We start from the raw sequence: 21,135 nt of genomic DNA on the forward strand, positions 1-21,135 counted from the left end.
GTTATTGGTTAATATTAAACTGGTGGTTAATTTTGTATATAACTGGGTTAATTTTCTATATCTGGTTAAAAAAGTCTTTGAATTTAAAGTGGTAAAGTGATGGCGAAAAAACCGAAGTTCGAAAAAATAAACCCTGCATTTGGGACCTCTTTTCATGTGAAGCAATACAAAGATCCTTGCAGAAATAAGTTGCCTTATTGGCATATACACCCGGAAATGGAGATTGTCTATGTAAATGGGGGTAGTGGTAAACGGCACATAGGAAATCAACTATCATACTTTAATGATGGTGACTTAATCTTTATTGGTGCTAATTTACCCCATTTTGGTTTTACTGATAGGCTAACTGCTAACAGGGCTGAGACTATAATTCAAATGAAGGAAAACTTTCTGGGCGAAGGTTTTTTTGAATTGCCAGAAATGAGCAGTGTAAAAAAGCTAATAGAAAGGGCTAAGCGCGGAGTTGTATTTCATGGGGAGACGAAAAGAAGGGCAGGAGATATGATAGAGGCACTTATTGAAATGAACCCTTATGAGAGAATAGTTAATTTACTATCTATATTTCAGGAGTTGGCCGAGTCAGAAGAGTATACCGTGCTTAATGTAGATGGCTATGCTTTAGAGATAGAACCTCAGGATAATGATAGGATCAACGCTGTGTACCAGTATGTGCGTGAAAATTTCCAAAGCCAGATGACATTGGAAGATATTTCTGATGAAGTAAGCATGACAGTACCCGCTTTTTGTAGGTATTTTAAGAAAATTTCTGGAAAAACCTTTACGCAATTTGTAAATGAATATAGGCTAGTCCATGCATCTAAATTGCTTTCAGAAAGTCACACCAGTATTACCGAAATTGCTTTTGAATGCGGTTTTAATAACTTTTCTCACTTTAATAAACAGTTTAAGTCCTTTACTGGCAAAACTCCATCTAACTATAGAAGCGAATTAAAAAAAGCATTTAATTAACAAAATGCAGCCGTTTTGTGACGGAATAGTTAATATTGGGTATGAGCAAGGGCAACCTATATTTGATTCCATGTGTCATTTCGGAGAATCAGACGGATGTAATTCCGGAGCAAGTACGAGCTATTGTAAAAAATACTAGATATTTTCTGGTTGAGAATGTACGAACAGCCAGAAGATTTATTAGCAGCCTAAGGTTAGGCATTACTATAGAAGATCTGCAGTTTGAGGTGTTAAATAAGAAGACCTCAGAAGCGCAGATAAAGAAAATGTTTGATCCTATATATAAAGGAGAAAATATTGGTGTAATGTCAGAGTCAGGATGCCCTGGAATAGCCGACCCAGGTTCTATGGCAGTTAAGTTTGCCCATAAAAACAGTATAGATGTTATACCGTTGGTTGGCCCATCTTCTATATTTCTATCATTAATGGCTTCTGGCTTTAATGGCCAAAGCTTTGCCTTTAATGGCTACCTACCTATTAATAAAAAGGAGTTAGAAAAAGCAGTAAAACAGCTAGAACAAAACTCTAAAAAATATAATCAAACACAAATTTTCATAGAAGCTCCATATAGGAATAATCAAATGTTAGAGAGCTTGAGCAAATTTTGTTCTCCATATACGCAAATCTGTGTTGCCAAAGATGTGTCTGGTTCTCAGGAATATATCAAGACGAAACTGGCAAAAGACTGGCCCAAAGAGAGTGTAGAATTACATAAAATTCCGACCGTATTCCTTTTATACGCAGCTGAATAGACTAATTAATGTATTTTACACGTTTCATATGAAGGCTTTTTAAATTAAATTTGCCTCCCAACTTAAACTTAACCTAATTTAAATCTTTAAAAATTAAAGCATGCCTTATTTATTTACCTCCGAATCGGTTTCAGAAGGCCACCCGGATAAAATAGCCGATCAGATATCTGATGCATTAATCGACAACTTCTTAGCTTTTGATAAAAACTCTAAAGTAGCATGTGAAACTTTGGTAACCACTGGCCTTACGGTATTAAGTGGTGAGGTGAAGTCTGAAGCATATTTAGATGTTCAACAAATTGCTAGAGATGTAATCAATAGGATTGGTTATACTAAAGGTGAGTATATGTTTGATGGTAACTCTTGTGGGGTTATATCTGCTATACACGAACAGTCTCCTGACATAAACCAAGGTGTAGATAGAGGAAACCCTGAAGAACAAGGTGCTGGTGACCAAGGAATGATGTTTGGTTATGCTACCAACGAAACCAAGCATTATATGCCTCTAGCGCTTGATTTATCGCATCAATTATTAAAAGAGCTTTCTGTTTTAAGAAAAGAAGCTAAAGAAATACCATATTTAAGACCTGATGCAAAAAGCCAAGTAACTATTGAATACTCTGATGACAATGTGCCTCAGAAAATAGTGGCTATCGTAGTTTCTACACAACATGATGACTTTGATACTGAGCCTAACATGCTTAAGAAAATCAAAGAAGACATCATTAATATATTAGTACCTCGGGTTAAGGCTAACTTAAAGCCTGAAATTCAGAGTTTATTTAATGATGAGATTACTTATCATATCAACCCAACAGGTAAGTTCGTAATAGGTGGTCCTCATGGAGATACCGGACTTACAGGTAGAAAAATTATTGTTGATACTTACGGAGGTAAGGGAGCTCACGGTGGAGGAGCATTCTCAGGAAAAGATCCTTCAAAAGTAGATAGATCTGCTGCTTATGCAACAAGACATATCGCTAAAAACTTAGTGGCTGCTGGTGTGGCTGACGAGGTATTAGTGCAAGTGTCTTATGCTATTGGTGTTGTAGAGCCTATGGGTATTTTTATCAATACATACGGAACAGCCAAAGTAGATTTAACTGATGGAGAGATTGCTAAGAAGGTTCAGTCAATTTTTGATATGAGACCTTATGCTATCGAAACCAGACTTAAGTTACGTAATCCTATCTATTCTGAAACTGCTGCTTACGGGCACATGGGAAGAGAGAACGAAATCGTAAAGAAAAAATTCGTTTCTGCTGCAGGTAAAACAGTTGAAATGGAAGTAGAACTTTTCCCTTGGGAAAAATTAGACTACGTAGATAAAGTAAAAGAAGAATTTGGCTTATAAGCCAAATTCCTTTAGTCTTTTTGATTAATAATATTGGTGGGCAAGTGTTGAGCTTGCCCATTTTCTATGGAAGCTCTCGTTCTTGGGAGGCTGTCAGGATACTCTTTCTGAATAAAAGTTATCATCTCTTCTCTTACCAAGCACCTCAAATCATAAGCTGTTGGCGAATTTTTCGCAGTCATTAAAAGCCTTATGGTCATGGTTTTTTCAGTGGAATCAGTGATTTGAAATGCTTTAGCTTCTTTGTCCCACAAATCAGTGCCTCCTAATACTTTTTCAAAATGCTCTCTTAATGGTGCTAGTGGCATAGTATAGTCTACATAAAGAAACACTGTGCCTAAAATTTGAGCGGTATTGCGAGTCCAGTTCTGAAATGGTTGCTCAGTAAAATAGGTAATAGGTAAAACCAGCCTCCTCATGTCCCAAATTCTAATTACTACGTAGGTAAGGTTGATTTCTTCTATCCAACCCCATTCATTTTCTACTACCACCGCATCATCAAGTTTTATAGGTTGAGTAAACGCTATTTGTATACCAGCAAATAAATTGGCTAGGGTTTTCTGCAGTGCAAAACCTATTATAATACCGGTTACACCTGCTGTGGTTAGAATGGTGGCTCCATATTTTCTTACACTATCAAAACTTAAGAGTATAACTCCTACAGCCAGCACGGCAATGGCTACCATGGCTATTTTCTTTACATAAATGATTTGCGTTCTGGCTTTTCTTGCTTTTAGGTTGTCAGCTTGTGATATATCGTATTTTTTAAATAGAACATCTTGCAGTACGTTGATCATGCGTATGCTTATGATGGCCATAGAAATAATGATTACTACATTCAGGGCTTTGTTGATATGATATATCTCTGTAGGAGTTAATGCCAAATAGCTGAGTGTGAACTTTAGGACAATGGCAGGGAAGAATAAGAATAACGATCCTTTTAACCTTTCTTCTAGCGATTCGAAAATGATCCTATCCCCATTAGATGAGTAGTGGGTTAATATTTTTAATACAATATTTCTCACTAGTATACCGATAAGAAAGGCGAGAATAAATATTGCACTGCATGAAATAAGAGGCGGAAGGCTTACGAATTTTTCAAGGGTACTATTCATAATCTCGAGGTTTGGTTATGCTTACTAATAAAAAAAGGGGTTCTGTTATGAACCCCTTTCTTTGCATTTGATTTTGTTAAAAAATAACAGGCTAATGTATTATTTGTTTTTCCTTTTGCTTTTTAATCTGTCTGCGTAAAGCTTCTGTTGCTAAATCTGCTGCTTCTTCAAATGATTTAGCTTGCTCTTTTGCAAACAGTTGTGAGCCAGGAATATTAAGTTTTATTTCTACGGTTTTGTTTTCAACTCCAGAGTTGTTTAACCTTAAAAACACTTCTCCATCAATCATTCGATCGTAAAAAGTTTCTAATTTGTCTACTTTCTTTTGTATGAAATCGATCAGCTTTTGATCAGCATCGAAGTGGATTGAGTGCATTTGTAACTTCATAATCTTAAAGTTTAAAAAGGTTATAAAAAAATTAAGCTTTAGGGTGAGCCTGATCGAATACCGCCTTCAGTTTATCCAGCGAATTGTGTGTGTAAACCTGTGTGGCGGCTAAACTGGTATGCCCTAATAGATCTTTCACAGCATTTAGCTCGGCACCTTTGTTGAGAAGGTGTGTGGCAAAGGTGTGACGTAGCACATGTGGGCTACGTTTTTCAATAGTAGTAAATAGATTTAAATATTTTTTTACTGTTCTATATATCAGCATAGGATAACAAGCTTCACCTGTATTAGTAACGATCAGGTAGCTGTTATCTTTTGGAATACCTTCATTATTTTTAGCTAATAAATACTCTTTTATTAGTTTCGATAATGAGGTGCTAAATGGGATTATACGTTCTTTATTGCGTTTACCTAGTACCTTTATTTGGTTTTCAAAAAAGTTAACATCCTCGATTTTTAATGTTATCAGTTCAGAAAGCCTAATGCCAGTTCCGTACAGTAATTCTAGTATTACTTGATCACGCTTGCTTTCAAAGGTGTGGTCAAATTCAAACTGGTCTAGGAGCTTGGTAATATCGTTTTCATGTACAAAATGAGGTAGCTTTTTCTTTGTCTTTAAAACCCTTATTTTTTGAGTGGGGTCTTTGTCTATAAATTCAGATCTGAGACAGAATTTGTAGAAAGATCTAAGACATGCTATTTTTCTATTGATAGACTTGGCTTCAAGCCCATTTTCTGATAGGGAGATAATCCAGCTTCTTAATATGCCATGTGAGGCTGATGTTAAGCTGTCTTCTGGGTAATTTTCTTGGATGAAACCTTCAAGCTGTGTGAGGTCATTCTCATAAGACTTGAGAGTGTGTAAGCTGTATCGCTTTTCGTATTGAAGGTATTTTAGAAATTTTTCCTGCATAAAAAAATAGTACTACCTACAATGTTGAGGTAGTACTAATTTAATAAATTTCAGCAGGAATAAATAGCCGATTAATAATTTTCTTCAGCGTATTTCTTCTGTCTGTATTTTGCTTTAATAACTTGGTTTCTTCTAGATACAGAAGGTTTTTCGTAGAAGGTTCTTGCTCTTAACTCCTTCAATACTCCTGTTTTCTCAAACTTCTTTTTGAACCTTTTTAAAGCTTTCTCGATTGACTCGTTCTCTTTTACGTTTACTACGATCATTTTTTAACACCTCCTTTCTTATGGAAGTGCAAAGCTAGAAAATTATTGGTCAAATCAAAACTATTGTTATATCTATTCTGAATATTCGAAAATTAGGGTGTCATCTTCTTCAGCAATATGTACTTCATATGTCTCTGCGTTGGAAGATGTCCAGTCACTAGTGGTGGACCAGCTCTTTTCTTCAATTTTTTGGGCTATAGTTTCCATATTAGGAGCAAAGGTGGATGTTAGCTCTTGAGATGCTCCGGTGCCGCTAGTTCTAACAGCCACTAATAAGGTTTGTGAGGTGGGCTCTAGTTTAGAATTAAGAACTATGCCTATTAGCGATTCGTAAGCCATACACTCACCTGTTTTTATAAATATTACCCAGTGGCTTTTCACTAGTTTTTTACCTATTAAAAAGTTTTCGCACGTAGTGAAGTCTGGCAAGTCCATATATGGCTCTACTTCCGTAGAAATATTGCTTAATATGTTAACAACCGTCTCGTCAATAATAAATTCGCTTAGCGGCTTGCCTTCATAGCTGTTTTCCAGATCAAAACTTTGATCTTCTATTAGCTTCAGCTCGGTAAACCACTGAGGAGCGGTGTCGGAGTTCATGCCGGGTAACTCTAAGTCAGGGGCTTCTGATAGGTTTTTGTTATTACTCATACAACTGGTAGCAGTTACACACATAAAAAGAAACAGAAAATGATTAAAGCTGATACTCATTATTAATTCCTATTGTTTAGGGATTAAAATTACAGCATTTGCATAAAAATACGGGGATTTATTGCCATGAAGTTTGTCTTTATTAGCATTCATGAGTTCTTCCGTAGTAATGCCGAATTTTTTAGCAATAAGACCGATGGTTTCTCCGGGCTTAACGGTGTATTTAATTGACTTGCCAATATCTGCATGCACTTTTCCTGTATTATTTTCTGCAGAGGGCTTTTTTGTCTCTTGGGGCTTGTCAGATGTAGAGTCTTCATTAAGGTAGCCTTTTAAAAATTCTACCCTTCGGTTAAACCTATCTTTAGGTACGCTCTTCCAATTATTTTTATCAGCCATTACCTTATAAAATTCTTTAAGATCATTATTGGCTACGTGCTTTTGTATAATCTTACGGCTTCTGCTACTATAATCGCCCCTATACCTTAAGTCTACTAATATTTCTTTTATTGGCTTTTGTAAATTATCCCAGTCAGTGGCTCCATAGGCTTTAGTTACATCAGCTTTGGTGGCTAATCTTTTTGTATCGGCCTCAATGGCTTCGTAAGTCTTAGTAAATAAGAGTTTTTGTTGCTCATGTGTAATGGTGGGTAGGCTCTTAGCATTCTTGGTAATCCACTCTTGTGCTTTTTCGCCTTTTAAGCCTATGGCACTTTCAAATTTTGTATGATCTATACCTACATCTTTAAGCTCTTGGATGATTAATTCTTTTTTTCCACGATGTGCCAAATCATACCCGCGACCTATGGTTACTCCTGATACACCTCCTGGATAATGAGCTTTTCGGGTAAAATATCTACTTTTTTCATTGTCATTTCCTTCAGAATCAAAAGTTACCTGACCTTGAGCCACTTTTAATGGATCATTGTTTGTGGTAGTTGTTTCCGCTGCATTGCCAGTACCTTTTATAAAAGCAGGTTCTCCCTTTGCAGCTTTAGCTCCTTTTTCTGCCGCTTGTTTTTCTAGTGAGGGGCTATCATTTACCGGAGAGCCATTTTCTTTGGTGTTTGGAGTTACGGCCTTTTTCTTTTGCTGTACCACATGCGCTAGCTCATGGCCTATTAATTCTTGTCCTGCAGCTGTGTGCGGGTCAAATTTTCCAGGGGCAAAATGTATTTCATCACCGGCAGTAAAAGCTTGTGCATTTACTTTTTCTGCTTGATCTGAATCTTTAAATATTTTTAGAAACGAAAAGTTAAAGCCAAATGCGTTTTCGAATTTTTCTAATAATTCAGCTGGCAGGCTGGTAACCTGACCTTTTGAATCACTATTAGAAGGCGTTTCTTTTTTACCTTCTTCTTTTTTTAGTTGTGCTGTAGGCTTTATTTTTTCCTCTTCATTCTTCTCTTTTTTCTGTATAGGCTGGTTGTAGCTTCCTCTACTCATTTTTGGAAGTGAGTCAAATGAGTCATTATCTCTATGATTACCCCCTTTACTCTTCGATGATCTAACAAAATCCATATTTATGGCTTAATCATTATAATATATCTCTCAATAAAGGCGTCAATTTACCAAAGTCATACAATTAATTATAATTATTTTTAGGAATTGTTTTTCATTTGTGTATAATTGATCCGATTACATCCTTAGTTTTGTAATACACCACATACCGTGGTGTGATTTTTATATAATATTCCCCATGCAAAATAATTTTTTAAAGAAGGATATAGAGTGGCTATACACGGTTTTGTCTTATAGGGTTAATGTGCTTATTGGTGAAAAACTCGAATATGAACTGCCCGCTGCACCACAGCTAACGGAAGATTACAATGACGCCTATGCGCTGCTTATAAAGCAATGTGGGCTGTCTTCCGATGAAAGGCTTATTTTGTGCTTAGCATTGATTCCATATTTTGCACCCGAATATTTAGATATTCTCTATAAAAAAAATCCGGAGACTGCCGGAGTGTATACAGAGTTTGGGGGTGTTTTTGACAGATCTTCTAATGCATTTATCCCTACTTGTTATACGGCTATATTTTTACTTTCTGGCAATGATTTTACGGTAAGACTGGAGAAACAAAAGCTTATTCATCATGAACAGAAATTGATAAGGCTTAACTTATTAAAAATAGAAGAACCTGTAATAGCCGGACCACCAATGAATGGACGATTGGTGCCTACAGATGAGTGCTTGCATTGGGTGCTTTACCAATCTCAGTTTAAACCTAATTACTCTAATAATTTTCCTGCCAAACTGTTAGAAACAAGGCTTACTTGGGATGACTTGGTGCTAGACTACGATACGCATGAGGCTTTGGATGAATTATATGCTTGGCTTGCTCACCATAGAGATATGGAATCTATTAGTGAGGTAAGTAGGAAGTTTAAAAGAGGGTATAGGGCGTTGTTCCATGGTCCTCCAGGAACAGGAAAAACCTTAACCGCAACTTTGATGGGCGGGCAATATAATCTTGATGTTTATCATATCGATTTGTCTATGCTTGTTTCTAAGTATGTAGGTGAAACGGAAAAGAATCTAAAGCATATTTTTGATACAGCAGAAAATAAAGATTGGATTCTGTTTTTTGACGAAGCTGATGCTTTATTCGGAAAACGGACGCAAACAAATAGCTCTAATGACAGGTATGCCAATCAGGAAGTATCTTATTTACTACAACGAGTAGAGGATTATCCGGGGTTAATTATTTTGGCATCAAACCTAAAAGCCAATATGGATAAGGCCTTCTTAAGAAGGTTTCAATCGGTAGTGTATTTTCCTATTCCAGGTATTGAGGAGCGATATGTACTTTGGAAAAAGGCTTTTTCGGAACATTTGAAATTAGACGATGAGATTAATCTACGTAACCTAGCTAAAACGTATGAGCTTTCTGGTGCATCTATTGGTAATGTGCTGAGGTATTGCACATTAATGACATTAAAGCGAGGAGATAATATAGTTACGGAAGATGATATCTTAAGCGGTATTAAGAGAGAATTTAATAAAGAAGGAAAAATGTCTTAAAAATAATGGTGGTGTACTGTAAATTAGGTATTTAGGTGATTAGCCATCAAAAGCCCTCTGTTAATGGGGGCTTTTTAAAAGCTATAAGAATGATAATAAATACAAGAAAATTAAAATTTTACGAGTTATCTGTTCTTATTTAGAGATTTGACTATTATATTCACGTCTTAAAATTCGTTTTAGAAACTATTTTATATTATTTGTGATATTTAGCATATTCATCGATTCTGTTGAATAAACATAATATCTTGGTTAAGAATTTGCCATTACAACTCTATTTATTTTAAAATGATATCTATAACCGACCTAACCAAAGGTTTAATTTTTAGCGCTCTTGCATTGTTTTTTATTAGCTGTGAGCAAGAAGAAGGAGTGCCTTCTGATCGGGAACCATTATTCAAGAAATTTTACGGTACAGCTTTTAACGAGGCTGGTTACGATTTAGAGCCATTGGCTGACGGAGGTTATTTGTTGGTAGGCTCTTCTACTTCAAATGCCAATGGGAGTAATGATATATATGTGGCCCGAACGGACGAGTTTGGTGACTGGATTTGGGAAGAAACCTTTGGCGGAGCGGGTGAAGATGCCGGTGCTGATGTATATGTAGATAATGAAGGCAATTATTTGGTGACGGGTTATGTAACAGGAGAAACTGGAGATCAGGATTATGTTTTACTTAAGTTAAATGCTGATGGCCAACTTCAAGATAGCTTAACGGTAGGCCGTAAAGGTTTTATGGAACAGGGGCGCAAGGTGGTAGAAACCCAAGATGGCGGCTATGTTATAGGAGGAAACGTGTTGAGAAGTGGACAAATAGTGGATAACTTTCTTTACAAGTTTACAGCGGCAGGAGATAGTGTGTGGAGTGTTTCTGTTAATTTTTTAGAAGGCCTTGGCTCTATGGCCAGTTTGCTCGAAACTGAAAATGGTGAAATTATTTGGTGTAGCACTTCCAATAAAAACAATGATGCCTCTATAATAATGGGGTATGTTGCTGCCGATGGTTTATCTAATAGGTTAGCTTTTCATGGAGAAAATGACCAGATAAAGCAGGTTGCTTATGACTTAAAGAAAACGAACCTTGGCTATGTGTTGGCTGGAAGTTCGCAAGAAACGGGTAGTACAAAAAATATGCTTTTGTTGGGGCTTGGTATTAATGAAAGGGTAGCAGTGAAATGGGATATTATATATGAAACTCCTTTTAATCAGGAGGCGCATAGCCTTGATATAGCGGCTTCAGGAAATTTTGTATTAATAGGTAAACAAGAAATTGCTGCTGACAACCAAGATATTTTACTGGCAGAAGGTGATTTTTCTGGTAATATAATTTGGTCAAAGAATTTTGGAGGCTCGGGAAACGATGAGGGTAGTCAGGTATATGTAGATGCCGAAGGTAACTTCACTTGTTTAGGAACCTCAGAAATAGAAAATAATAACGTAATTACCATAGTGAAATCTGACAAAGAAGGAGTGCTGTAGTATTCTGTTGAATTTGTAGCATTTTATTTTTTATATTGATGGTAAGATTTTAAACTTCTCAAACCTTATTTTTTTGATATGCTAGCACCTACTCCAGCTAAGCGGCAAGCTAAAACTAAGCAGCTAACCCCCGCAGAGGTTCATATCCAACAACAGGAAATGGATCTTGAATTATTGGCCAATAGTATCAAGTCTTTCAAAAATGCGGAGCAATGGGTAAAGGTTACCATAACGCAAAGGTTAAAAGAAATAGAGGAGTCCGAAGATAGCATGCCTTTTCAGGAAATAGCTCCTGCACCAGAATGGCTGGAAGGCACCGCATGGCACGATATGAGTGAAGAGTTTGAACTTGGTGAGGGAGAAAGGTTTATGATGGCCTTAATATTTACCGCACAGTTTCAGCCTTCTACTTTAATGCCTCTTTGGGCCAACGAACAATTAATCTATTGGGCGGGAGGAAAGCGATCTAACAGCCAAATTAATGTAGTGCCTACTTTAAGAACGGTATTGTTTTTACTGGCAGGCATGAATAGCATCAAAAGAGCTTATTATTATTCAGAAATAGCAGACAGTAGGCTGTTCAGAGAAATGGTGTTGGTAACTCAAATGGATGAGATGGACACCATGGAGAATGCATTGCTAAAGCTTAATGATGAGTATTACCGTTGGTTAATGAATGGTAAAAAAGTAACTATTGAGGTAAGTGCTGATTTTCCTGCTGTTTTATTAAATACAAAACAGAAGTTTTCTGATCTGGTACATAAAGAATCGGTATTGGAGCAGTTGGAATTTCTCATGGACTATGCACGCCATCAAGATGACTTATACGGGCATGAAGATTTTGCTCATAAAGTAAAACCCGGCTATGTAGCCATGCTTTATGGTCCTCCAGGAACTGGTAAAACCATGACCGTAGCGGTGATGGGTAAAGAATTAGGGTTAGATGTCTATGCCATTGATCTTTCGAGAGTAGTTTCAAAATATATAGGTGAAACAGAGAAAAACCTCGAAAAGATTTTCCAGCGCCTTGAAGGTAAAAACTGTATACTGTTTTTTGATGAGGCCGATGCTTTGTTTGGTAAACGAACTGAGGTGAAAGATGCACGAGATAGGTATGCGAACCAAGAGGTGGCTTACCTATTACAAAAGATAGAAAGATTCCCTGGCCTTGTAATATTGGCCAGTAACTATAATCAAAACCTTGATAAGGCCTTCCGCAGACGTATACTCACTTCTATTTTTGTGGCTCCACCGGCTGAGAAAGAACGTGAAATTTTGTGGAATAATGCAATGCCTGGCAATTTCAGCTTTGAGTCTGCAGAGCTGCCTTTTGAGTTGGCCAATGAATATCAGCTTACAGGTGCCAACATTGCCAATATTATTAAACTGGCTTGTATTAAGAGTAAAAATGAGGGTACTACCATCATTAGAAAGAAATTGCTTACCCCATTAATAAAAATGGAACAGAGTAAAGAAAAAAATCTATCATAAATTATGGGGTTTGATATTGCTTATGCCGACCCCATTAGAAAGCTCAGGGAAAAAGCTTCTACCGTAGGGAAACATTACAAAGCCATGGAAGTGCTAGATGCTAAAGAGCGTAAAGAGCTCAAGGAATTAGCAAAAAGCTCGACCAAAATGATGGCCAAAAATCCTGATGATATGAGTGTAAATGATATTTTGCACTCCCTGAAGCCTATTGCCAAGAAAAAAGCCGGTGTAAACAAAATCAAGCAAATGGCGAAAAACAGCATGAAGCAAGGGCAGCGTACTTTAGAGCGTGCCGCCAAAAACCCTTCGCGTGCTGTTAAAACCATTAAAAGAGATGTTAATAGTCAAGTAGAAAGTGTTAAAAGAGAAGTAAGACACACGCTTAATCATGCATCTCCTCAAAATGTAGTAAGAAAAAAAATCAATGAAGGTAAGCATAAGCTTAACCACACTGCAGATAAATTAGCCCGTAATTATTATAAAGGGGCAAAACAGGCATTTTTATCCTCTGTGCGTTCGCGTAGAGAAAAAATGTTCCTCGAAAGTGAGTTCAGGAAATTTGAAAAAGAGGTATTGCAAAAACGTATTGAGTTTTGTACTACCGATTTTGCCCTTCTATTAAAAAAGCGTTTCCCCGATTTGCCGTGGGAGTTTTCGCTTAATGGATTAGAAGGAATGGTAGGTGGTATACCTAAAGAAAGAGAAGCGCCAACAACTGCCCCTGCACAAGAACCACAGGCAGCAACGCCAAAAGAAGAGGAAGCGCAGCCTGAAGCCAAACAAGAAGATCAAACCGCTGAGCCATCTCAACCTGCTGCTGCAAAAGAAGAAACTGTAGCCGAGGCAGAAGAAAAGACTAAGGAAAAACCGAAAAAGGAGCCTAAAACAAAGCAGAAAAAGGATTCGGCAACGGAAAGTAAGGAAGCAGCTAAAGTAAATGAACAAGTAACCTCGACCAACAATGCCGGGGAAGGAAATATAGGCGGAGCTGCAGGCCCAGAATCTGCAGTTGTAGCTCCTGCGGGAGATCTAGGGGAAGAAAGTAAAGAGCAAGAGAAGGAAACTAATAAGCCTGTTGACAAAAAGAAGAAGGCGACTAGTAAGGCTGCAATAAAGAATGGTAAAGCAGAAGATAAAGTCGTTGCCAAGTCAGCTCAAGAGAATAAAGAGAAGACGGTACCTCAGCATACCACACCTCGCACACCGGAAGAAGATCCTGATTTTATTGCTACTCAGCAGAGGAGTAAGAATACCTCTGAAGGACAGCAAGCCCATGAAAAATCAGAAGATTCAGCGGTAGCAGCTCAAGCCTCTGCTGTAGTGCCTGTAAATGAACGAGAAGGTATAGCACAGGCAACTCAAGTTGATGAGCTGGAAGAGCAAGAAGCAGGTACATTTGATGCGGCATCATTTAAGGCGATGCTAATGGATGCCATTAAAGCTGTTTTACCTACCACGGAAGAAGAAGCAGATGATTTTTCCGAAAACAACAGAATGGATGAGGTTAAAGAGCAGGCTTCCGGGCAGGTAGAGACTGAAAAGCATGAAGCAGCTGGTGATATTGAAGCTAAAGCTGAAGAAGCGCCAGCAATAGAGCAGGTACCGGAAAGGGTGTCAGAACAGCTGCAGCCTCCGGCAATTGGAGAGGCTCCGGCTAATATTAATGCTGGTCAGGCTAGTCCAGACGCACGTGGCGAAGCTGAAGTAAGTCAGCCTTTACAAGAAAATGTTCAGGAAATAGATCAGACTATGGCTGAGGCCAGAGTTACTGATGAGCAATTAGCGAAATCTAACGAGCCTACATTTACTGGCGCATTGGATTCAAAGAATAATGCTGAAACTCATGCGCAAGAAGCTCCTAACCAGTTCAGGCAACAAGAGCAGCAAGTATTAGGAAATAGTAGGTCTACAGCTCAAAGTTCAGGAGAACAGCATGTTTCAGGTATGTACCAACAGCGCTCTGGCATGCTTACACAAGTTAATAGCCAGCAGCAAGCTACTGCATCAAAAGATACAGATACCAGAGAAAAAGTTGCTAATCATATCAATAAGCTCTACGAGCGGACCAAGGAGGAAGTAGAAAAAATTCTTGATAAGCTCGATGAAGAAGTAAAAAGTAAATTTGACGCAGCTGCAGCAAAAGCTACCAAGGCTTTTGAAGAATTTGTAGAGCGTAAAATGGAGGCCTATAAAAAGGAGCGTTATGGCGAATGGTATGATGTTACAGGCTGGGATGAGCGTATAAGTGATGCTTTTACAGGGCTGCCCGATGAAGTAAATGCATTCTTCACCGAAGGAAGGGAGCTTTACATCAGTATTATGGATGCAGAATTAACCATAATAGCTGATTTTGTTGCCGCTCAACTGAATAAAGCCAAGGAGAAGATACAGCAAGGTAAGCAAGAGATACAAGATTATGTAGTCAGCTTGCCTGAAGATCTGCAGCAGATAGGTAAAGATACGGCCAGTGCCATACAAGAGAAGTTCGATGCATTGGAAGAAAGTGTTAATGACAAGCAGCAAGAGCTGGTTGATTCATTAGCCAATCAATATAAAGAAAGCCTTCAGCAAGTAGATGCCAGAATAGGCGAGATGCAGGAGGCCAATAAAGGCTTAGTAGGTAAAGCTTTGGGCGCCATTCAAGGGGTAATTGGTACAATTATCCAAATTAAGAATATGCTCATGAGTCTGCTGAGTGCCGCTATGGATGCAGTATGGGTAATTATTGCAGATCCCATTGGTTTCTTAGCGAAGCTATTATCAGGTGTAAAGCAAGGTTTCCAGAATTTCGCTGGCAATATATTTAACAACCTCATGGGAGGTATGGTAGAATGGCTTACCGGTTCTCTTGGTGGAGTTGGCATTACTATACCAGACAATCTGTTTAGCCTCTCCGGTATATTTAGTTTGGTTTCGCAAGTCTTAGGCCTCACTTGGGATTATTTCAGGTCCAAAGCGGTAAAAGTGCTAGGTGAACCTACTGTAAATGCTATGGAGCAGGGTTTTGAGATGTTTACCATTGTGCGTACACAAGGTATTGCCGGGCTTTGGGAGCATATTAAAGAACAGTTTACCGATCTCAAAGAAATGGTGATGGACTCCATAAGAGATATGGTTGTCACCAAAGTAATAGAGGCTGGTATCAAGTGGATTATTGGCCTGATGAACCCTGCAGGTGCCTTTGTAAAGGCAGCCATGATGATTATTGACATTGTCAGGTTCTTCGTAGAGCGAGCTGCACAAATATTCGATTTGGTGCAGTCTTTTATCGACAGCATACGGGCATTAGCCTCTGGCGATGTTTCTAGCGTGGCTAAAGCTATAGAAAAGGCATTGATACGTTCCATTCCTGTATTAATAGGCTTCTTGGCTTCTTTGGTAGGAATTACAGGTTTGGCGGGTAAAGTCAAAAAGATTATAGAGAAAGTACGGAAACGTATTGATGGGGCTATTGATAAGATAATTAACAAAGCGAAAAAACTATTTGGCAAGAAGCGCAAGCCTAAGAAAGGCGAAGGCAAAAAGATTAAGGAGGATAATAAGAAAGAGAAGAACGCCAAGGCAGATGAAGAGGATAAGAAGAAGCACAAAGAGATAGGCGATAAAGTAAAAAAATCTTTACAAGCTACAAAAGGCGAAGGCATTGTAGATCTTCAGAAGAAAACAAAGAAGAAAGGCGAAACTCTTGAAGATAGGTATCAGCCATCATTGAGGAAAGGTATTAACCTGGATGTGCAGGTAGAATCTGCTGAGAAAGCAGAGAAAGATGGTGATGTGGATGTAACCGTGAAAATTAAGCCTAATGATTATGAGGTTACATTTGGCTTAAGTACCAAAGAGGAGAATGATGATTTTGCTAAAATCTTATATAAGGCACTAGAGGAATTAGGTAAAGAGTATTATAAAGGATTTACACAAGAGGAGTATGCTAGTTCCGTTAATAGTAATGAAAATGTGTACTCTGGGGCTCAAAGGACATCATCGAGGAAATATTCTGCTAATAGCGATGTCGTTGGCAATGACCGAGAAAGGTTAAATAAAATTATAGAAAAGCAGGAAAGTGATAAAGAGTTGGAAAGGATACCGTTTGCTGCGCATAAGTCCTTAGCTAAAATTCAAATAGCATATTCTGCTGCGTGTAAAGCAGAATTTTATGATAATAACGTTTTTAGTGCCTACTCTACTCAGTTTTTTGTTGATCAAGCGAATAACTACTACATTTATCCGAATACTAAAGTGAAGGGAGGGTTATACTATGAGAGAGATGGTAACAACAAAGGGCATACTCTTGAAGATATTAACCATAACAATGATGGTAGCTATTTAATAGGCCCGAGTAACCCCAACGATGTAAGGAAGAGATATGACTACGGGAAGTCAAAAAATAATAAAATAGGATTCTTAAAAGGCGCATTAAAGAATATAGCTCAAACGGGAGACCCTGTTATAGGAAGTGAAACCGAATTAACATTATTTATAGCTGCCATGATGGCTGAGCCAAGTAGGTATCAGACGTCATATATTACGCATCTGCTTGCGATACTCAATCCTAAAAACGAAAAAGAGGATGCATATACAGAGTCTGGTAAAATGTCGATGCCTCAAGGGGGATCTAACCCTAGTGGAGATAAAATGGAAGGTGAAAAAGCAAAAAAAGTAGATGAAAGGTTAGATTTCGAAGGAAAGAAAGCTCCAAAAATTGTTACTGATAAAGATTTACTCTCGGTTAAAGACAATAGGAAGCTTAAAGGTCAACTGAAAGGTATTTACAAACAAAATAAAGGAAAAATGGAGGATGATAAAATAAAGAAAATGTTTAAAGATCAGATAGAAGTTCATCTTCAAAAAGCAATGTATAAACTGCAAAAGTAATGGATACAGAAAATTTTGTTCTCTCAGCCTTAAAAAGTCTTGGATGGGATGCTACTTGCCTCGATAATGATGTTTATCTACTGAATTATCTTGCGCTTAACGGGGATTTACTATATATCTATTTGAAAATAGATGCTAAGAAGGAGATCCTTGTTTTTAGTGGCCAATTCCTTTTGGAAATTACGGAATCAATAGAAGATCAAATCTTGAGCTATTGTAATGTAGTTAATGATTCTAGAGTTACCCCTATTTTAGAAGTTGATTTTGAAGAGAGAATCTTGGTTAATAGGTTAGGTGTTTCATTTGAAAACATGAAATTAAGTACCCAATATATTATGAATTGTCTTTTAAAGATGTGTACCTCCTTTGAGATGAACGGGCCTGCAATTTCAGATATAGTTGAAAGAGACATAAACAATAAGGGGGTAATGATAGAGATCTTAAATAAGTATTTAGAAGAATGGACTATAAAAGCAAAGACCATGAATTGGTCTGTAAAACGTTAAAGAATGTTGGTTATTCTATTGACGAAAGTGATGACCCTGATGTTTTTTGGGTGTCACACTATCATAGCAATCAAGAGTTCGAAATATCTATGACTATTGAGAAGCAGATAGATGTAGCAGATTTATATTTTATAAATCATATTAATTTAAGTTATAAAATAAATCCAATGTATTATTTCAGGTTAAATAGTTTGTTAAATAGGAGGGTAAATATTGGTGGATTTTTTTTAAATAAAAACAATGTATTGTGTTTTAAGACATATTGCCCATATTTCGGGTTAAAATTAACGGAAAGTATGATAATGAATACTTTTGATCCTGCAGTATATACACCTGTAATCTATTATGATGTGATTAAAGAGTGTTTGGAAGATGAGAACCTCTCTAATGAAGAGATGAAAAAAATAATCTCTTCAGTTAAATATTTATTCTAATGCTCCAATACTTAGAGAAATACATCGCTCTACTCCTACATCAATTTGAATATGATATACAGGTATTCAGCCAGCCTTGGATGTACTACTGGCTGCTGGTTCCTGCATTAGGTTACCTATTGTTTTTCCTAGTGAAATGGATAGTGCTGACCACACCTATATGGCTGCCACCATCCATGATTATACAGTCGTTTAGAAAGGTTTCTGGTAAAAAGGAGGAAAAGTAGGCGCAAGCTTAGAGTTTTTGATCTCGAAATACCTTCACCTTTTCTTGTTTGTAATCAATTGGCTTTATGAAAATATTCAAAGGTTCGCTATTTTAAATTTAGTAGCGAACCTTTTTTAATTTAAGCTTACTGTCATTATTTTAAACAATGGATAATAATATAGGCTATAAACATTTTGACCATATAGTTTTTAAAGAGCGTTATGATCACCAGTTTTCAGGAAGAGAAGAAAAGATGATTGATGTCGCTCAAAGGAGAGCGGATAAATTATACTACTTGTTCAAAAATGGAATAGATTGGGCAACTCTAAAAATTGTAAATGGAGAAACTGATAGAGGAGAATTAAAGCATTATTTTAAATTAGCCATGCAAGGGATTTATGGGCATATAATGACGTATGAAAATTTGAATAGTGCGGTAAAATTAAAAATTGATAAGAAAGAAATTGAGTTAGTAAATAGTGATGAGATGGGGGCTCATAGAGCGATTGACTTGTTGTCTGCATATACTTATGCCTCTGTTTGTCGTAATAGCGAGGTGATTAATTTGATTTTTAATATACCGGAAGCTAGCCCGTTTTTGGATAATAGCAATTTGCAGCATAGTAATCCTGCTTATGCGTTATACATGATGTACTGTCATTCTGATCAAATATCTAAAAATATGTTTCGTGATTTCGAAGAAAAATCAGATAGAAATTTTCAGAATTTTGATGATCAAGATTTTGAACAATTGATCGGAATTCCGGTAAATGAATTAAGGAAAGAGTTTTTTTTCGGTACTCAAGAATCATTTAATAAGCAATTAAAGGTTACTCTTGATAAGAACAAGGAGTATTATGATACTGAGGAGGAAAACCGATGCAGAGATGTCTCTAATTGGTTGCCTTGGTCAATAATTAGTTTGGCTTCGTTAGCTTATGATAAAGGGTGGGAAATCACGGTAGAAGACCCACGCCTTCCTATGTTTTTGGTAAAGGGAGAGTGTAAAGTAGAAAGCTTAGAAATGAAATAAACAACTTGAGTGGTTTTGTTAATTCTTTGTCTTCATGTTAGTGGGAAAAGAATATTAAAAGAGTCTAATGGTTTATAAATAAAAGGAAAAGGTTCGCTACTAATACAAAGTAGCGAACCTTTTTTATATGTGTTTTACTGTTTTATAAGTCTTATAGTATTGATGGCGTTCTGGTCATATACCTGTAATATGTAAGTTCCTTTTTTTAAATGCGTAACATCTGCTTCTCCATTGATGAAGGTTGTATTTATCTCATTTCCCACCATATCAAATAAAACAGCTTTAGTAAATGGCGTGTTTGTATTTATAATCAGTTTGTCTTGTAGTGGGTTGGGGTAAGCAATGCCTTTTTCTCTTTCATTACTCAGAATACCATCTGCTACTCTCAAATTATTTTCATCAGCACAGTTTAAGCTAAAGTTAGTGGTGCTGTCTACTGTGCTGCTAAATTTTATAGTGGCTCGCTCCACATCCGTCACTTGTATACAAGTTAAATTAGGGTTGCCTGTAGTTATAAGCTTAAAACGTTCTTCATTCATCCCATTTTGTATATTGAGAGCAACCAGATCATTGTTTTGAATTTCTAAATAATTCACCTTGTTGTTAGCGCTTACATCAAGTTCTGTGAGGTTGTTATTCATAAGTCTTAACATTTGTAGCTTATGGTTGCCGGAAACATCCAATGAAGTCAACAGGTTGTTTTGCAGGTGTAGTTTAGTCAATGCCGCATTTCCACTAAGGTCAACCTGCGTTAAGTTATTAAATTGAGCCTTCAGTATAGTCATGTTTTTGAAGGCTTCAATTCCTGTTAAGTCAGTAATATGGTTCTTTTTTACCATTAGTTCACCCGTGAATGCTAATGCCTCGAAAAGCTGTATTTCATTATCAGCATTGTTGTTTACAGCTGCATTCTCTAAAAGCGCTGTTTTGAAATTAGCATCTGGAATATTGACTGCTGCTCCGCAGTCAGTGGTAAATGTTACTTGTGGCTCTACTTTTATATAATCATTGTCTTCATTCTCACCAAGTACATCTAATTCTATGCAATAGAGATCAGGGTTATGGGTAGCATCAAGGCGTATCCAAAGTCCATTCTCTCCGATATCTAATGAATTTATTTTATTATAGCTCAAATCTAATTCTTCCGTATAGCCTAATGATGTAAAAGAAGTGAGTTGATTGTGATTGGCATCAACATGACTTATATAAGGGTTAGTATAAAGTTCTGTTAATTGATTATGATCACAGCGGACGCCAGAAAGGTTGGATGAGTTACTAAGGTCTAATACTGTTAGGTTGTTGTAAGAGCAGGAGAGGGAAGTAATGTTATAAAAGTATTCAATACCGGTAAGGTCAGAAATACCTAAGCTGTCAACGTATAAGAAGTGTATTACTTCAGTCTCTATTTTTTGAATTTCGCCATCATTATTGCAGTCATATTGCTGCAGAACATGTGCTTTAAATATTGAGTCTGGTATGTGCACTATATAATCATCAGGCACGTAATGTACACGACTCTTGGCTGTCACGCTGCGTTGAAAGCATAAAGCTGTCAGTAGCAATGTAAAAATTAATGAGGTAGAAGTTAGGTTCATTTTTTTAATCATGTTTTAAGGTTTAATATATTTTCATGATTAAAATATGAATTTTTCATTGCATTATTTAATAAATTACTGGTG

18 protein-coding genes are annotated in these 21,135 nt (G+C 37.0%); 11 read left to right on the plus strand and 7 right to left on the minus strand.

Translation table 11 applies throughout. The annotated features are described in order from the left end of the window. Positions 1 to 99: 99 nt before the first annotated feature. The 3 genes from ACXACQ_RS04935 (at position 100) to metK (ending at position 3,075) form a co-directional block, all read left to right on the plus strand. Positions 100 to 969 carry a helix-turn-helix domain-containing protein gene (locus tag ACXACQ_RS04935; RefSeq protein WP_474974820.1) on the plus strand — a complete coding sequence of 290 codons (870 nt, stop codon included), beginning with the start codon at positions 100 to 102 and terminating at the stop codon, positions 967 to 969. A gap of 41 nt (positions 970 to 1,010) precedes the next feature. Next, on the plus strand, positions 1,011 to 1,721 hold the full coding sequence (locus ACXACQ_RS04940) for an SAM-dependent methyltransferase (protein WP_474974821.1): 711 nt from the start codon (positions 1,011 to 1,013) through the stop codon (positions 1,719 to 1,721). A 100-nt stretch (positions 1,722 to 1,821) separates the two neighbouring features. Next, positions 1,822 to 3,075, plus strand: coding sequence for a methionine adenosyltransferase (metK, locus tag ACXACQ_RS04945; protein ID WP_474974822.1), 1,254 nt, complete (start codon positions 1,822 to 1,824; stop codon positions 3,073 to 3,075). Positions 3,076 to 3,086: 11 nt separating this feature from the next. Here metK and ACXACQ_RS04950 read toward each other — a convergent pair whose 3' ends face one another. The 6 genes from ACXACQ_RS04950 to ACXACQ_RS04975 form a co-directional block, all read right to left on the minus strand. Continuing rightward, entirely contained in the window at positions 3,087 to 4,190 is a 1,104-nt protein-coding gene (locus tag ACXACQ_RS04950) for a mechanosensitive ion channel family protein (RefSeq protein ID WP_474974823.1), read from the minus strand. A gap of 91 nt (positions 4,191 to 4,281) precedes the next feature. Further along, complete coding sequence (gene hpf, locus ACXACQ_RS04955; protein WP_474974824.1) at positions 4,282 to 4,578, minus strand: ribosome hibernation-promoting factor, HPF/YfiA family; 297 nt, start codon at positions 4,576 to 4,578, stop codon at positions 4,282 to 4,284. 31 nt (positions 4,579 to 4,609) lie between these two features. Next, on the minus strand, positions 4,610 to 5,491 hold the full coding sequence (locus ACXACQ_RS04960) for a tyrosine-type recombinase/integrase (protein WP_474974825.1): 882 nt from the start codon (positions 5,489 to 5,491) through the stop codon (positions 4,610 to 4,612). A 71-nt stretch (positions 5,492 to 5,562) separates the two neighbouring features. Further along, on the minus strand, positions 5,563 to 5,757 hold the full coding sequence (rpsU, locus tag ACXACQ_RS04965) for a 30S ribosomal protein S21 (protein WP_474974826.1): 195 nt from the start codon (positions 5,755 to 5,757) through the stop codon (positions 5,563 to 5,565). A 72-nt stretch (positions 5,758 to 5,829) separates the two neighbouring features. Beyond that, positions 5,830 to 6,408: a hypothetical protein gene (locus ACXACQ_RS04970; protein WP_474974827.1), complete on the minus strand. Its 579-nt coding sequence runs from the start codon at positions 6,406 to 6,408 to the stop codon at positions 5,830 to 5,832. A 69-nt stretch (positions 6,409 to 6,477) separates the two neighbouring features. Further along, positions 6,478 to 7,929 (minus strand): eCIS core domain-containing protein, encoded by a 1,452-nt coding sequence (locus tag ACXACQ_RS04975; protein ID WP_474974828.1) that lies wholly within the window; start codon positions 7,927 to 7,929, stop codon positions 6,478 to 6,480. A gap of 178 nt (positions 7,930 to 8,107) precedes the next feature. Between ACXACQ_RS04975 and ACXACQ_RS04980 the strand changes: the two genes are divergently transcribed. The 8 genes from ACXACQ_RS04980 to ACXACQ_RS05015 all read left to right on the plus strand — a co-directional run bounded on the left by ACXACQ_RS04980 (position 8,108) and on the right by ACXACQ_RS05015 (position 19,456). Next, a complete protein-coding gene (locus tag ACXACQ_RS04980) occupies positions 8,108 to 9,433 on the plus strand; it encodes an ATP-binding protein (protein WP_474974829.1) in 1,326 nt (441 codons plus the stop codon). Between the two features lie 288 nt (positions 9,434 to 9,721). Then, on the plus strand, positions 9,722 to 10,912 hold the full coding sequence (locus ACXACQ_RS04985; RefSeq protein ID WP_474974830.1) for an NHL repeat-containing protein: 1,191 nt from the start codon (positions 9,722 to 9,724) through the stop codon (positions 10,910 to 10,912). 78 nt (positions 10,913 to 10,990) lie between these two features. Then, on the plus strand, positions 10,991 to 12,403 hold the full coding sequence (locus ACXACQ_RS04990) for an ATP-binding protein (RefSeq protein WP_474974831.1): 1,413 nt from the start codon (positions 10,991 to 10,993) through the stop codon (positions 12,401 to 12,403). Positions 12,404 to 12,406: 3 nt separating this feature from the next. Then, positions 12,407 to 17,275, plus strand: a complete 4,869-nt coding sequence (locus ACXACQ_RS04995) for a phage tail protein (RefSeq protein ID WP_474974832.1) — start codon at positions 12,407 to 12,409, stop codon at positions 17,273 to 17,275. Further along, entirely contained in the window at positions 17,275 to 17,781 is a 507-nt protein-coding gene (locus ACXACQ_RS05000) for a hypothetical protein (RefSeq protein WP_474974833.1), read from the plus strand. Before ACXACQ_RS04995 ends, ACXACQ_RS05000 begins: the two co-directional genes overlap by 1 nt. Further along, entirely contained in the window at positions 17,736 to 18,215 is a 480-nt protein-coding gene (locus ACXACQ_RS05005) for a hypothetical protein (RefSeq protein WP_474974834.1), read from the plus strand. The genes ACXACQ_RS05000 and ACXACQ_RS05005 overlap by 46 nt, the downstream gene beginning before the upstream one ends. Continuing rightward, positions 18,215 to 18,442: a hypothetical protein gene (locus tag ACXACQ_RS05010; protein WP_474974835.1), complete on the plus strand. Its 228-nt coding sequence runs from the start codon at positions 18,215 to 18,217 to the stop codon at positions 18,440 to 18,442. The genes ACXACQ_RS05005 and ACXACQ_RS05010 overlap by 1 nt, the downstream gene beginning before the upstream one ends. 147 nt (positions 18,443 to 18,589) lie before the next feature. Next, positions 18,590 to 19,456 (plus strand): immunity 49 family protein, encoded by an 867-nt coding sequence (locus ACXACQ_RS05015; protein ID WP_474974836.1) that lies wholly within the window; start codon positions 18,590 to 18,592, stop codon positions 19,454 to 19,456. Positions 19,457 to 19,590: 134 nt separating this feature from the next. On the opposite strand, the gene ACXACQ_RS05020 is transcribed toward ACXACQ_RS05015, so the two are convergent. Continuing rightward, on the minus strand, positions 19,591 to 21,063 hold the full coding sequence (locus tag ACXACQ_RS05020; protein ID WP_474974837.1) for a T9SS type A sorting domain-containing protein: 1,473 nt from the start codon (positions 21,061 to 21,063) through the stop codon (positions 19,591 to 19,593). Positions 21,064 to 21,135: the final 72 nt, after the last annotated feature.

Source organism: Fulvivirga sp. AWR4_260 (assembly GCF_056158185.1).

What these genes read in the sequence shown, in the direction of transcription:
- ACXACQ_RS04935 (WP_474974820.1), top strand. Translation starts at nt 100, where the DNA reads ATGGCGAAAAAACCGAAGTTCGAAAAAATAAACCCTGCATTTGGGACC.
- ACXACQ_RS04940 (WP_474974821.1), top strand. Translation starts at nt 1,011, where the DNA reads ATGAGCAAGGGCAACCTATATTTGATTCCATGTGTCATTTCGGAGAAT.
- metK (WP_474974822.1), top strand. Translation starts at nt 1,822, where the DNA reads ATGCCTTATTTATTTACCTCCGAATCGGTTTCAGAAGGCCACCCGGAT.
- ACXACQ_RS04950 (WP_474974823.1), bottom strand. Translation starts at nt 4,190, where the DNA reads ATGAATAGTACCCTTGAAAAATTCGTAAGCCTTCCGCCTCTTATTTCA.
- hpf (WP_474974824.1), bottom strand. Translation starts at nt 4,578, where the DNA reads ATGAAGTTACAAATGCACTCAATCCACTTCGATGCTGATCAAAAGCTG.
- ACXACQ_RS04960 (WP_474974825.1), bottom strand. Translation starts at nt 5,491, where the DNA reads ATGCAGGAAAAATTTCTAAAATACCTTCAATACGAAAAGCGATACAGC.
- rpsU (WP_474974826.1), bottom strand. Translation starts at nt 5,757, where the DNA reads ATGATCGTAGTAAACGTAAAAGAGAACGAGTCAATCGAGAAAGCTTTA.
- ACXACQ_RS04970 (WP_474974827.1), bottom strand. Translation starts at nt 6,408, where the DNA reads ATGAGTAATAACAAAAACCTATCAGAAGCCCCTGACTTAGAGTTACCC.
- ACXACQ_RS04975 (WP_474974828.1), bottom strand. Translation starts at nt 7,929, where the DNA reads ATGGATTTTGTTAGATCATCGAAGAGTAAAGGGGGTAATCATAGAGAT.
- ACXACQ_RS04980 (WP_474974829.1), top strand. Translation starts at nt 8,108, where the DNA reads ATGCAAAATAATTTTTTAAAGAAGGATATAGAGTGGCTATACACGGTT.
- ACXACQ_RS04985 (WP_474974830.1), top strand. Translation starts at nt 9,722, where the DNA reads ATGATATCTATAACCGACCTAACCAAAGGTTTAATTTTTAGCGCTCTT.
- ACXACQ_RS04990 (WP_474974831.1), top strand. Translation starts at nt 10,991, where the DNA reads ATGCTAGCACCTACTCCAGCTAAGCGGCAAGCTAAAACTAAGCAGCTA.
- ACXACQ_RS04995 (WP_474974832.1), top strand. Translation starts at nt 12,407, where the DNA reads ATGGGGTTTGATATTGCTTATGCCGACCCCATTAGAAAGCTCAGGGAA.
- ACXACQ_RS05000 (WP_474974833.1), top strand. Translation starts at nt 17,275, where the DNA reads ATGGATACAGAAAATTTTGTTCTCTCAGCCTTAAAAAGTCTTGGATGG.
- ACXACQ_RS05005 (WP_474974834.1), top strand. Translation starts at nt 17,736, where the DNA reads ATGGACTATAAAAGCAAAGACCATGAATTGGTCTGTAAAACGTTAAAG.
- ACXACQ_RS05010 (WP_474974835.1), top strand. Translation starts at nt 18,215, where the DNA reads ATGCTCCAATACTTAGAGAAATACATCGCTCTACTCCTACATCAATTT.
- ACXACQ_RS05015 (WP_474974836.1), top strand. Translation starts at nt 18,590, where the DNA reads ATGGATAATAATATAGGCTATAAACATTTTGACCATATAGTTTTTAAA.
- ACXACQ_RS05020 (WP_474974837.1), bottom strand. Translation starts at nt 21,063, where the DNA reads ATGATTAAAAAAATGAACCTAACTTCTACCTCATTAATTTTTACATTG.